12 protein-coding genes are annotated in these 11799 nt (G+C 72.4%); 5 read left to right on the top strand and 7 right to left on the bottom strand.

Annotated elements, in window-relative coordinates; all coding sequences use genetic code 11:
* Positions 1-4: 4 nt before the first annotated feature.
* The 3 genes from VAB18032_RS19520 to VAB18032_RS19530 form a co-directional block, all read right to left on the bottom strand.
* Positions 5-1828, bottom strand: a complete 1824-nt coding sequence (locus tag VAB18032_RS19520) for a DUF2207 family protein (protein WP_013734621.1) — start codon at positions 1826-1828, stop codon at positions 5-7.
* A gap of 27 nt (positions 1829-1855) precedes the next feature.
* Complete coding sequence (locus VAB18032_RS19525) at positions 1856-2437, bottom strand: LemA family protein (RefSeq protein WP_043721323.1); 582 nt, start codon at positions 2435-2437, stop codon at positions 1856-1858.
* A 97-nt stretch (positions 2438-2534) separates the two neighbouring features.
* Positions 2535-3182 carry a class I SAM-dependent methyltransferase gene (locus VAB18032_RS19530; RefSeq protein ID WP_148272315.1) on the bottom strand — a complete coding sequence of 216 codons (648 nt, stop codon included), beginning with the start codon at positions 3180-3182 and terminating at the stop codon, positions 2535-2537.
* A gap of 175 nt (positions 3183-3357) precedes the next feature.
* Here VAB18032_RS19530 and VAB18032_RS19535 point away from each other — a divergent pair, with 175 nt between their 5' ends.
* Together VAB18032_RS19535 and VAB18032_RS19540 are read left to right on the top strand one after the other, a co-directional pair.
* Complete coding sequence (locus VAB18032_RS19535; RefSeq protein WP_081476160.1) at positions 3358-5508, top strand: amylo-alpha-1,6-glucosidase; 2151 nt, start codon at positions 3358-3360, stop codon at positions 5506-5508.
* Positions 5509-5571: 63 nt separating this feature from the next.
* On the top strand, positions 5572-5868 hold the full coding sequence (locus VAB18032_RS19540) for an amphi-Trp domain-containing protein (protein WP_013734625.1): 297 nt from the start codon (positions 5572-5574) through the stop codon (positions 5866-5868).
* Between the two features lie 78 nt (positions 5869-5946).
* On the opposite strand, the gene VAB18032_RS19545 is transcribed toward VAB18032_RS19540, so the two are convergent.
* On the bottom strand, positions 5947-6333 hold the full coding sequence (locus tag VAB18032_RS19545) for a hypothetical protein (protein ID WP_013734626.1): 387 nt from the start codon (positions 6331-6333) through the stop codon (positions 5947-5949).
* An 85-nt stretch (positions 6334-6418) separates the two neighbouring features.
* Here VAB18032_RS19545 and VAB18032_RS19550 point away from each other — a divergent pair, with 85 nt between their 5' ends.
* The 3 genes from VAB18032_RS19550 to VAB18032_RS19560 all read left to right on the top strand — a co-directional run bounded on the left by VAB18032_RS19550 (position 6419) and on the right by VAB18032_RS19560 (position 9471).
* Positions 6419-7039 carry an L-threonylcarbamoyladenylate synthase gene (locus VAB18032_RS19550; protein ID WP_013734627.1) on the top strand — a complete coding sequence of 207 codons (621 nt, stop codon included), beginning with the start codon at positions 6419-6421 and terminating at the stop codon, positions 7037-7039.
* 169 nt (positions 7040-7208) lie between these two features.
* Entirely contained in the window at positions 7209-8360 is a 1152-nt protein-coding gene (locus VAB18032_RS19555; protein WP_013734628.1) for an SPFH domain-containing protein, read from the top strand.
* Between the two features lie 25 nt (positions 8361-8385).
* Positions 8386-9471: a TFIIB-type zinc ribbon-containing protein gene (locus VAB18032_RS19560; protein ID WP_043721329.1), complete on the top strand. Its 1086-nt coding sequence runs from the start codon at positions 8386-8388 to the stop codon at positions 9469-9471.
* Between the two features lies 1 nt (position 9472).
* Here VAB18032_RS19560 and VAB18032_RS19565 read toward each other — a convergent pair whose 3' ends face one another.
* The 3 genes from VAB18032_RS19565 to VAB18032_RS32570 form a co-directional block, all read right to left on the bottom strand.
* Positions 9473-10396 (bottom strand): GlxA family transcriptional regulator, encoded by a 924-nt coding sequence (locus tag VAB18032_RS19565; RefSeq protein ID WP_013734630.1) that lies wholly within the window; start codon positions 10394-10396, stop codon positions 9473-9475.
* A 7-nt stretch (positions 10397-10403) separates the two neighbouring features.
* Positions 10404-11003, bottom strand: a complete 600-nt coding sequence (locus tag VAB18032_RS19570; protein WP_013734631.1) for a cysteine hydrolase family protein — start codon at positions 11001-11003, stop codon at positions 10404-10406.
* 69 nt (positions 11004-11072) lie between these two features.
* Positions 11073-11765, bottom strand: a complete 693-nt coding sequence (locus tag VAB18032_RS32570) for a helix-turn-helix transcriptional regulator (RefSeq protein ID WP_232510827.1) — start codon at positions 11763-11765, stop codon at positions 11073-11075.
* Positions 11766-11799: the final 34 nt, after the last annotated feature.

The raw sequence follows: 11799 nt of genomic DNA on the forward strand, positions 1-11799 counted from the left end.
CCGCTCAGCCGGTGGTCTCGGGTCGGTCCGCCGAGGCCCGGGTGGCGGCCTGGGTCAGCAGCCACGGCAGGCTGGCCGTCCTGGTCCGGGCGGCACCGAGCAGGGTCACCAGCAGCGTACGGTCACCGAGACGCAGCACGGCCCGCTCGCCGAGCAGGTACGCCCCGTCGCCCACCCCGGGCACTTCCTGACCTCGGCTGTTGAGCCGCCAGATCCACTGTGCCACCGTACCGGAGACCGCCTGGATGGTCAGCACCGGCTGGCCGTCGCGGGCCGCCCGGAACTGCACCCCGGTGAACGGGCCGGGCAGGTCGACCGCCTCGGGGGCGTGCACCGCCAGGCCCAGCGCCTGGCCGATCTCCTCCGGGGTGATCAGGTACGCGGGCGATTCGGGACCGGCCGACACCTCGCTGGGGTGGGTGACCGGTTCGGCCAGGTTCCGCGATCGACCGTGGCCCACCACCGCGAACGCGACCACCCGCCGGGACCAGGGGCGCACCCGGATGGTCACGGTGTCCCCGTCGTGGCAGTCCCCGGCCCATTGACTCGGCAGCCCCCAGGCGGTGGTCCGATCGCCGCTGCCGTCGTCCACCGCCAGGTGGTAGAGCCAGGGCCGGGACGGCCGGTTCTGCCCCTGGGCGGTCGACTTCCACACCTGCACCCAGAGCACCTCGCCGGTGATGGTGCGTTCGGTGAACGGGTCCACCACCGCGCGTACCACCGTGTAGACGGCCCGGGTCAGCATCAGCCCCGCCACCACGACCAGGCCGAAAATGACCATGGAGAAGGCCCGGGCGCCCGGATAGTCGCTGGTCGGGGTGGGATCGGCCACCGGGCCGAAGAGTTTCAGCATAAAGACCGCCGGCCCGCCGATGATCACCGCTCGGAGCAGCAGTCCCGGCAGGGTGCGACCGTGGTGGGACCGGTGGGGGTAGCGGACCCGGACCCGATGCCAGGTGCCCCCGTACGACGACCAGACCAGCTTCCGATCGCCCATGCCCAGGTCAAGGAGCGCGCTGGTCAGGTGGGTGGTGCCCAGGGCCGCGCCGTAGCCGAGGTACCGGTCCCAGATCGCCACCGAGGCCGGGGGCAGTTCGGCGAACTGCTCATGCCCCCGCAGCCAGTCCCGCACCCCCAGCCACCGCGCCGCCACCTGCGCGCCCCGGGGGGTGTCCCGCTCGCCCGGCGTCGCCGCGGCGAGGGCGGACAGCACGGCGAAGGTGAAGAACCCGGCGGCCAGTCCCCGGGTGTCCCCCGCCGGGTGCGACAGTCCGTAGTGGGTGACGGCGAGCCAGACGAACACCGCCGCGACCAGGGCGGCGGCGGACAGCAGCGCGGTCACCCTCGGGCCGAAGCGTCGCCGGGACAACCCGGCCTCCCGCGCGTGGTCGACCACCTCCGCGCGGAACCGCCTGTTCCACGCCCTGGCCTGGCCCTGGTCGCGGAAGGTCAGGGCGGTCAGCGGCAGCGCCCCACCGGCGGCCAGACCCCGCACCCGGGCGAGCACCCTGCGCTCGTACGGACGCAGCCCGGACTCGTCCGGCGGCGAGGCGGGCAGGTGCAGGGTGGTCTGCATCGGGTCGTCGCCCGGCTGGCGCAGCTCGACGAAGCCGCGGGCCGCGAGGTCGAGCAGGGTCGCCTCGGCCGCGTCCTCGGTGACCGTCCACCGGTTGGCCAGCATGTTGACCAGGGCCGGTGGTTCGTCGCCGAGTTCCATGGTGGCCGGTGCCGGTGTCGGGTTGGCCGGTCGGGTGGCGAACCGGATGGCACCGTACACCGCGAACCATCCGGCCAGCGCCACCGCGCTCACCGCGAGATCGACGAACAACCCGGCCTCCCTCGTGCGCGGTCGCCGTCAGTACCGGACCTGGGCGGCGGCGCGTTCCGCGCCGTCGGCCTGGAAGAACTCCGTCGGCCGGAACCCGCCGAGGTTCGCGACCAGGTTGGTGGGAATGGACTGGACTGTCGTGTTGAAGGTCAGCACCGCGCTGTTGTAGAACTGCCGAGCGTAGGCGATCTTGTCTTCGGTGCGGGCCAGTTCGCCCTGTAGGGACGCGAAGTTCTGGTTGGCCTTCAGCTCCGGGTACGCCTCGGCGACGGCGAACAGTCGCCCGAGGGCCTGGGTGAGGGTGTTCTCCGCCTCCGCCCGGTGGACCACCGCAGCGGCACCGGCCACGGCGATCGCGCCGCTGCGGGCGGCGATCACCCCGGTCAGGGCGGCGTTCTCGTGCGCCGCGTAGCCCCGGACGGTCTCCACCAGGTTGGGGATCAGGTCGTAGCGGCGTTTGAGCTGGACGTCGATCTGGGCCCAGGAGGCCTGCACCTGGTTGCGCTGACGGACCAACCGGTTGTACGCGACCAGCACCCAACCGAGCACGAGCACCGCCAGCAGGCAGAACACGCCGCCGGCGATGCTCATCAGGATTCCTGTGCCCATCCCCTACCCCCCGGAAGCACTGGCCCGAGCATGAGCAGCCTAGTCACGGGGCGCAATCAGGCGAACGGCTGTCCGGGTGGCCGTGGCGGACGGCGACTCATCGCGGTCCGGGGTTTCGGGCCCGTCCCCGAATGTGCGGGGCGGCGGGTCCCACCGGGCCGGTCTCGGGGAACCGGAACCGGCGCAGGTCCTCGACGACGAAGCCGGCGGCGGTGATCGCCGTGGCGGTGTCGCGGCCGGTGTGGCATCCGCCCAGCAGCAGCGGCCAGACGGTCGCGTCCACCAGCCGCTGGAGGCGACGCAGCCCGGTGCGCGGTGGCGCGGCGACATGTTCGAGGAAGCGCAGCTGCGCGCCGGGACGCAGCACCCGGCGCAGTTCGCCGAGGGCGGCGGCCTGGTCGGGCACCGTACAGAGGACCAGGGCCAGGACCCCGGCGTCGAACTCGCCGTCCGCGCCGGGCAGGGCCTCGGCTAGGCCGTCGACGACGGTGACCGGGATCGGGGCGCTGCGCGCCGCCGTGACCGCCGCAGCCCGCAGCCGGGGTTCCGGCTCGACGGCGACAACCTCGGTCACCTCGGGCGGATAGTGCGGGAACATGCGCCCGTTGCCGGCACCCACCTCGATCACCCGGCCGGACAGGCCGACCGTCAGGGCCCGGCGGTACTCGGCGATCCCGGCCCGGTCCAGCTGGGCGCTGAACCGCTCGTAGAGCCGGGCGAAGATCGGATGGGACACCCCTGCCACGACCACTCCCCTGTGCTGCCGCGCGCTCGCCCGGATCGGCGTCGTCTGTCGACAGCATCCCCCGCTCGCGCCAGCGGGGTCGAGGCCGGCACAGGCGGGTGTATCGGGAGCGCAGCGGGGTAACAAGCGCCCCACCGTCGCTCGCGGGCGCCGCACAGCAGGTCAGGGGGTCGGGATGAGCCGCGTGCGGAACCTGCGCGTACGCCCGGACCTGCTCTACGTGGCCAGCGGCTGGAGCACCCTGGTCACGGACGTGCGCGGGCGCATCACCGGTGTCGGCGCGCAGGGCTTCTTCGCCCGCAACACCCGGGTGCTCAGCACCGAACGGATCACCGTCGACGGTCGGGAACCGGTGCCGTTCAGCACGGCCACCGTGCAGGGGCACGCCCAGTTGTCCTACGCCGAACTCGGTGACGGTGAGGTGCTGCCGTCACGGGCGGCGTACCTGGCCGTCGAGCGGTTCGTGGCGGCGGGCCTGCGTACCCGGCTGACCCTGTTCAGCTACGCCGAGCGGCGCCTGGACCTGCGGCTGCGGATTCGTCTCGACGCCGACTTCGCCGACACCAGCGAGGCCGAGAGCGGTCGCCGCATCCAGTCCGGCGCGGTCGAGGCCCGGTGGGATCCCGCCGGGCAGGAGTTGCTGCTGACCTACCGGTGTGACGGGTTGGACCGGGCGGTGGCGATCCGGGTCCAGGCGTCGGGCCCGATCCGGTACGTCGACGGCGGGTTCGACATCGACGTGATGCTGTCGCCGGGCGGAGTCGACCTGATCGACCTGGCCGTCGAGCCGATCTTCGACGGTCAGCGACTCGGCGCGCCCGCGCCGAGCTTCGCCGAGCCCGGCGACACCGCCGGCTCGGCACGCCGCCGACTCACCGCCGAACTGGCCCGGCTGACCAGCACCAACTTCGACGTCACCGCGGCGTGGCGGTGCGCCCGCGAGGACCTGGCCGGGCTGCCGCTCGGCGAACCGGACGGCCCCACCGCGCCGATCGCCGGGCTCCCCATCTACCAGGAGATCTTCGGCCGGGACACGATGACGGCGTCCTGGCAGGCCATGCTCGCCGGGCCGACGATGCTCGCGGACAGCCTCCGGCTCAACGCCCGGCACTTCGGTCGACGCGTCGACGACTGGCGCGACGAGGAGCCCGGCAAGCCGCTGCACGAGGCGCGCCAGGGACCGCTGTCCGAACTCAACGTCAATCCGTTCACCCACTACCACGGCGACTGGTCGACCGCGCCGGACTTCCTGATCTTCCTCGGCCAGTACTACGCCTGGACCGGGGATCTCGACACGGTACGGGAGCTGCTGCCGACCGCCGACCGCGCCCTGGACTGGATCGACCGGTACGGCGACCGCGACGGTGACGGTTTCCTGGAGTACCACCGGCGGTCCCGGGGCGGCCTGAAGAACCAGGGGTGGAAGGACTCGGACACCGCCATCGTCGACGAGCACGGCCAGGTGGTGCCGAACCCGATCGCCACCAGCGAGGTGCAGGCGTACTGGTATGCCGCGCTGCGGCACGCGGCCGGGACGTACGCGGTGGCCGGTCATCCCGTCGTCGCCGCCCGCCTGGCCCGCCGGGCGGCCGCCCTGCGCCGCCGCTTCCACCGCGTCTTCTGGCTGCCCGATCGGGGCTGTTACGCGATGGCGCTGGGACCGGACAAACGGCCGGTACGGTCGGTCAACTCCAACGACGGGCACCTGCTGGCCACCGGGATCGTGCCGCCGCGGATCGCGCCCCTGGTCGCGGACCGACTGCTCGCGCCGGACATGTTCAGCGGGTGGGGGGTGCGGACGCTGTCCGCCGCGCATCCGGCGTACAACCCGTTCAGCTATCACCGGGGCAGCGTCTGGCCGGTCGAGGCGGGCACCATCGGTCTCGGGCTGGCCCGGTACGGCTGCTGGGAGCACCTGCACCGGCTCGCCGAGGGCATGTTCGCGGCGTCCGCCCTGTTCGCCGAGCACCGTCTGCCGGAGGTGCTCAGCGGGCTGCCCCGCGACGACGCCCATCCCCACCCCGGCGTCTATCCGAGCGCCTGCTCGCCGCAGGCGTGGTCGGCCAGTTCGGTCATCGCGTTGATCCAGGCCCTGCTGGCGCTGCGTCCCGCCGCGCCGTTGCGGACCGTCTTCGTCGACCCGCACCTGCCCGCCTGGCTACCCGACCTGGTGCTGGAGGGGGTACGCGTCGGCGGGTACACGGTCGACCTGACCGTCCGCCGTCGACGGGGCGGCCGCACCTCGATCCGCGCCCGAGGCGACCGGATCGCCGTGGTCCGCCGCCCCACCCGCCAGGCGATCGCCGCCCGCCGGCAGCACCGCTGAGGCGCTCGGCATCTCCCGGCACCCTGCCGACACGGTCGCAACGGGCAATGCCAGCATGTCGGCATGGATATCTACGAGGACGAGCGCACCGTGTCGCGGGCGGATCTGGCGGCCTGGCTGCGGCAGGTGGCCAACCAGCTGGAGACCGGGCAGATCTTCTACGGCGCCGCCGGCACCCTCGCCGTGGCCGACCAGGTGAACTGCGAGCTGGAGATCGAGCAGGAGGGCAAGGACGAGTACTCGGTCGAGATCGAGTTCTCCTGGACCAACCCGAAGGCCGCCCCCGCTGCGGAGCCGGTCGCCGAGAAGGCTGCCGAGGCCGACAGCGCGGACGAGGAGCCGACGACCGCCGCCGAGTAGCCCGCAGGTAAGGAAGGGCCCCTTGTTAACGCCTGGCGTAGTACAGGGGCCCCCTCTTAACACGTACTGCGGCGGACGTCAGCGCAGTCGGTGTCGGCGACCGAACCAGTCGCGGGAGGCCCGGGTGTTCAGCGCCCAGAGCACCCAGGCCAGCAGGGCGACCCCGACGCAGGTGATGGCGCCGAACAGGCCCAGCGAGGCCGCGGCCAGCAGACCCGCCAGGGCGTACGCCGGAAAGGGCGCCCAGGTCCGGCGGGTGGCCAGGGCGGTGGTCACCAGCAGGCAGGCGGCCGTCATCGCGGCGAAGAAGACCGCCGCGCCCAGCGAGCCGCCCTCGGTGAGCAGGCGATGGACCGTGGCCAGGGCGAACAGCAGCGACAGCAGCCCGAAGACGAGCACAGTGATGCGTACCGGGGTGGGCATGACGGGGTACCGGAGCACGTCCGGGTAGCCACGCGCGCTCATACAGACAACGATGGGCGTCGACCCCTTACCGCCGGGCGGCACTGTCGGCAAGGCGACAGCCCGGGTGCGCTCTAAGCTTCCGGTCATGGCCAGGTATTTCGACGTGCACCCGGACAATCCGCAGCCGCGCATCATCGGGCAGGTCGTCGACCTCCTGCGCCGCGACGGGCTGATCGCCTACCCGACGGACTCCTGCTTCGCCCTCGGCAGCCAACTCGGCAACAAGGACGGCATGGACCGCATCCGGGAGATCCGTCACCTGGACAGCGGCCACCACTTCACCCTGGTCTGCCGGGACTTCGCCCAGCTCGGCCAGTTCGTGCAGCTGGACAACGCGGTCTTCCGCGCGGTGAAGGCGGCCACCCCGGGCCAGTACACGTTCATTCTCCCGGCCACCAAGGAGGTGCCGCGCCGACTGCTGCACCCCCGTAAGCGCACCGTCGGCGTACGCATCCCCGACCACCCCGTCACCCGGGCACTCCTCGACGAGCTGGGCGAGCCCCTGCTGTCGAGCACGCTGCTGCTGCCCGGCGACGACGAGCCGCTGACCCAGGGTTGGGAGATCAAGGAACGCCTCGACCACGCCGTCGACGCGGTGGTCGACGCGGGTGACTGCGGCACCGAGCCGACCACGGTGGTCGACTTCTCCGAGGGCGAACCGGAGATCGTCCGGGTCGGCGCGGGCGACCCGGAACGGTTCGCCTGACCGTGGCGCGGCGAGGGTACCTGATGATCTTCGCCCCCGATCAGCGGCCCCCGGTTCCATCGAGCGGGCCCCCGTACCGAGACGGCAGGTGGAACCGCAGCTGGCGCAGGGTTGCTATCGTCGCCGCCACACAGTTGATCTCGGTAAGTGGAGGGGCACGATGGGGCTCATGGACCGCCTTCGGGGCGAGTTCGTAGACATCATCGAATGGCTGGACGACAGCCGGGACACGATCGTCTGGCGGTTCCCCCGTTTCCAGAACGAGATCAAGATGGGTGCCAAACTCGTCGTCCGGGAGTCCCAGACGGCGGTGTTCGTCAACGAGGGCCAGGTCGCCGACGTCTACCTGCCGGGCACCCACACCCTCGAAACCCGCAACATGCCGATCCTGTCCACCCTCAAGGGCTGGAAGTACGGCTTCAACTCGCCGTTCAAGGCCGAGGTGTACTTCGTCAACACCCGCCAGTTCACCGAGATGAAGTGGGGCACCCAGAACCCGGTGATCCTGCGCGACCCCGAGTTCGGGGTGGTCCGGGTGCGGGCCTTCGGCGCGTACGCGGCCCGGGTGGTGGACGCCCAGCGGCTGCTCAAGGAGCTGGTCGGCACCGACCCGCAGTTCCGCACCGAGGAGGTGCAGGAGTACCTGCGCCAGCTCATCGTGGGCCGGCTCGGCGGCGCACTGGCCCGGGCCGGGGTGCCGCTGCTGGACCTGGCCGCCCACCAGGACGCGATCGGCCGGCAGCTGGCCGGCGCGCTGACCGAGGAACTCGCCGAGGTCGGCATCGCGATCCCGAAGTTCGTCATCGAGAACGTCTCCGTGCCGCCGGAGGTGGAGCGGGCGCTGGACAAGCGCACCGAGATGGGTGCGGTCGGCGACCTGGACCGGTTCACCCGCTACCAGGCGGCCACCGCGCTGGAGGCGGCGGCGAACAACCCGGGTGGCGAGGCGGGCGCCGGCGTCGGCATGGGCATGGGCATGGCGTTGGGTCAGCAGATGGCCCGGGCCATGTCCGGCGAGAGCAGTGCGCCGCCGGCCGCCGCACCGCAGGCCGCCGCACCGTACGCCGCACCGACGGCCGCCGCGCCGGGTGGCGCAGAGCCGCCGCCGCTGCCGGGCCAGGCGCAGTGGTTCGTCGGTGTCGGTGGCGAGCGCCAGGGCCCGTTCGACATCGGTGCGCTGGCTGCGCGGGCCGGTGCCGGCGGGTTCGGCCCGGACACGCTGGTCTGGCGGGCCGGCATGGCGCAGTGGCAGCCGGCCGGACAGGTGCCCGAACTGGCGTCCGTGCTGGCCAGCGTCCCGCCGCCGCTGCCGCCGCTGTGATCATCGGGATCGGGAGGGTACACCGATGAGTGAAACCGCTGTCTCGCCCCCGTCGTACGGCTGCGGGGGTTGCGGCGCCCGGGTGGAGCACGCGCCCGGCACGACCGCCCTGCAGTGCCCCTACTGCGGGCACCAGCAGCAGATCGCCGCCGCCACCCGGGAGGTGCGCGAGCACTCCTTCGACGGGCTGGCCACCCTGGCCCGCAAGCCGGCTGCCGCCGTGGGCGCGTACGTCTACCGGTGTCCGGGCTGTGGTGCCTCGACCGAGAGCGCGGCACTGGCCGAGCGGTGCCAGTTCTGCGCCACCCCGCTGGTGCCGCAGCAGGCGGCCGACGAGCTGATCGCCCCGGAGGCGGTACTGCCGTTCGCGGTGGACCGCAACGGGGTGCGCACCGCGCTGAGCACCTGGTGCCGCAGCCGCTGGTTCGCCCCGAGCAGCCTGAAGAAGGTAAGCGAGGCGGAGACGCTCAAGGGCACCTACCTGCCGCACTGGACGTTCGACGCGCGGACCGTCTCCGACTACCGCGGCAAGCGCGGCGAGCACTACTACGTCACCGAGACGTACACGGTGACGGTGGACGGCAAGACGGAGACCCGCACCCGGCAGGTCCGGCACACCCGGTGGCACTCGGCCAGCGGCACGGTGCGCCGGGACTTCGACGACGTGCTGGTGCCCGCCACCACGCACCTGCCGACGAACAAGCTCGACGAGTTGACCCCGTGGCCGCTCAACGAGGCGGTCCCGTACGAGCAGGACTACCTGGCCGGGTACCACGCGTTGCGCTACGACACCGAGCCGGAGGCCGGCCTGGTGGAGGCGAAGGCCCGGATGGCGCCGGTGATCGAGCGGGACTGCCGCTCGGACATCGGCGGCGACGAGCAGCAGGTCGACGCGGTGGACACCAGCTACTCGGACGTGACCTACAAGCTGCTCCTGCTGCCGGTGTGGATCGCCGCGTACCTGCACGCCGGGCGGTCGTACCAGGTGCTGGTGAACGCCCGTACCGGTGAGGTCATCGGCGAGCGGCCGTACAGCAAGGCCAAGATCGCTGCCGCGGTGCTGGCCGCGCTGGCGGTGATCGCGCTTGTCGTGTTCCTCATGTCGCGATAGGTCAACCTACGGAGTGGGTCGAGCGGGCGCGGGCCCGCAACCGCCGGAGCATCCGGGCGTCGGTGAACCCGACCGCCCGGGCCGCGGCCTCCACGGCGACGCCGTGACCGATGAGGTGCTCGGCCCGCTCGACCCGCAGCAACTGCTGGTACCGCAGCGGGGTCAGGCCGGTGGACGCGTCGAACAGCCGGGTCAGGGTGCGCTCGCTCACCCGGGCCACACCGGCCAACTCCACCAGCGGCAACGCTTCGGTGAACCGTTCGTCGATCACGTCCTGGACGCGGTGCACCACGTCGCTGAGGTGCGAGCGGTAGCGCAGCATCGCGCTGTCCTGCCGCTCGTGTCCGTTGCGCCGGGCGTACACGACCATCTCCCGGGCGATCCGGGCGGCCAACGCCGGCCCGTGCCGGACGGCCATCAGGTGCAGCGCGAGGTCGATGCCGCTGGCGATGCCGGCCGAGGTCGCCACCCGGTCGTCGACGACGTACAGCCGGTCGTTGAGCACGGTGGCCGCCGGATACCGGCGGGCCAACTCGTCCTGAAGTTCGTGGTGGGTGGTGCACCGGCGACCGGCCAGCAGCCCGGCGCGACCCAGCAGGTAGGCGCCACCGCAGACGCTGACCACCGTGCCGCCCGCCGCGTGGTGCGCGACGAGCCGGCGCAGCGTGGCGGGCTGCGCCGGCTCGGCACGGGAGGCGGGTGACCGCCAGCCGGGGACGACGACCAGGTCGGCCGGGTCCAGATCGGGCCAGTCGACATCGGCGCGCACCGGCAGCCCCTGTGCGGTCACCACCTCACTGCTCTCCGCGACGAAGGACTGCCGGTAGTCGAGCCCGGAGTCCGCCGCCGCGGAGAAGACCTGCGCCGGACCGGCCAGATCCAGCAGGTGCAGCTGCGGAAGCAGCAGGAAGACGACCCGGCCCACGAACACCTCAGCGGTCGGCGCCGACCGGGGTGGTCACCTCGTCGACGGTACGGATGGTGGCGAACCGGCCCGACAGCGCGTACGCGGTGCGCTCGATGATCTCGTCGGTGTTGAGGGTACGCGGATCGGCGAGGATCTCGGCGATCGTCCGGCCTGCGGGGGCGTCCGGGTGCTCGACGGGCATGGTGGCGGTCGCGTCGACGACGAAGGTGACCTCGTAGCCGAGGTCGGCGGCGAGCCGGGCGGTGGTCTCGCAGCACTGCTCGGTACGGATGCCGCAGACGGTGACCTCCCGGACGCCGTGGACGGTGAGCAACTGCTGGAGTCGGGTCGTGGTGAAGGCGTTGTGCACGTACTTGGTCAGCACCGGCTCGCCCTCGGCGGGCTGCAACCCGTCGATCAGTCGGACGAAGCCGCGCGCCGGGTCGAACACGTCACCGCTGTCCGGCTCGGAGTGCAACACCCAGACGACCAGGTCACCCCGGCTGCGGGCAGCCTCGACCAGCCGGTTGACCTGACCGACGATGTCCGGTTGCGAGCAGGCCGTCCAGTTGGCGCGCTGGCGGAAGGACTCCTGTACGTCGATCACGACGAGTGCTGCGGTCATGCGTTCATCCTGACCGTCCCCGGTCGGGGCGCACCAGCCACGATCGCGCACCGCTGCGGAACGATCCGGTCAGCGCAGCAGGTGCCTGACGAGTTCGGTGCGCTTGCGTACGCCGAGTTTGCGGTAGGCGTTGCGCAGGTGGAACTCGACCGTCTTGATCGACACCGACAGCCGCGCGGCGACCTCCTGGTTGCTGAGTCCCTCGGCGACGGCGGCGGCGACCCGGCGCTCGGTGGCGGTCAGCGCGGCCTCGGCCGGTGCCGACGATCCGGTGGCCGACGCCGGTACCTGGCCGGACCGGCCGCCCGGTGGCGCGCCGGTGGCAACGGCCCGTTCGGCCACCGAGGCGAGGTCGACGGCGACGCGGGCGAGCAGGCCGGCCGCACCGGTCGCCGCGTACTCGCTGCTGGCCAGTTCCAGCAACCGGATCGCGTCGGCACGCCGTCCACAGTGGGCATGCCATCCGCCGAGCAACCAGGCCAGCCGGGCGCGCGACAGCCGTTCCACCGGCCGGTTGAGCCCGACGAGGGAGCGTTCGAGCCAGGCCATCGTCGCCGGGTTCCGAGGGTCGACGATCCACGCCCGCCAGGCCGGCAGCGCCGGCGCGCCGGGCCAGTCCAGTGGCGGATCCTCGATGGCGGCGACGACCGCCTGCGCGGCGGCGGCGTCCCCGCGCAGCGCGTGGTAGGTGGCCAACTCGCAGCGGTGCTCGAAGACCAGACCCGAGTTGGCCCCGACGGCCGAGCCGACGAGCCGGCCCACCACTCCCACCCAGGCGTCGACGTCGCCGCTGGCC

The sequence above is a fragment of the Micromonospora maris AB-18-032 genome (assembly GCF_000204155.1).
In the GTDB taxonomy this organism is placed as follows: Bacteria; Actinomycetota; Actinomycetes; order Mycobacteriales; family Micromonosporaceae; genus Micromonospora; species Micromonospora gifhornensis.

Coding starts and splice junctions, on each gene's coding strand:
- VAB18032_RS19560 (WP_043721329.1), top strand. CDS start 8,386: ATGAGTGAAACCGCTGTCTCGCCCCCGTCGTACGGCTGCGGGGGTTGC.
- VAB18032_RS19535 (WP_081476160.1), top strand. CDS start 3,358: ATGAGCCGCGTGCGGAACCTGCGCGTACGCCCGGACCTGCTCTACGTG.
- VAB18032_RS19545 (WP_013734626.1), bottom strand. CDS start 6,333: ATGAGCGCGCGTGGCTACCCGGACGTGCTCCGGTACCCCGTCATGCCC.
- VAB18032_RS19550 (WP_013734627.1), top strand. CDS start 6,419: ATGGCCAGGTATTTCGACGTGCACCCGGACAATCCGCAGCCGCGCATC.
- VAB18032_RS19555 (WP_013734628.1), top strand. CDS start 7,209: ATGGACCGCCTTCGGGGCGAGTTCGTAGACATCATCGAATGGCTGGAC.
- VAB18032_RS19540 (WP_013734625.1), top strand. CDS start 5,572: ATGGATATCTACGAGGACGAGCGCACCGTGTCGCGGGCGGATCTGGCG.
- VAB18032_RS19570 (WP_013734631.1), bottom strand. CDS start 11,003: ATGACCGCAGCACTCGTCGTGATCGACGTACAGGAGTCCTTCCGCCAG.
- VAB18032_RS19525 (WP_043721323.1), bottom strand. CDS start 2,437: ATGGGCACAGGAATCCTGATGAGCATCGCCGGCGGCGTGTTCTGCCTG.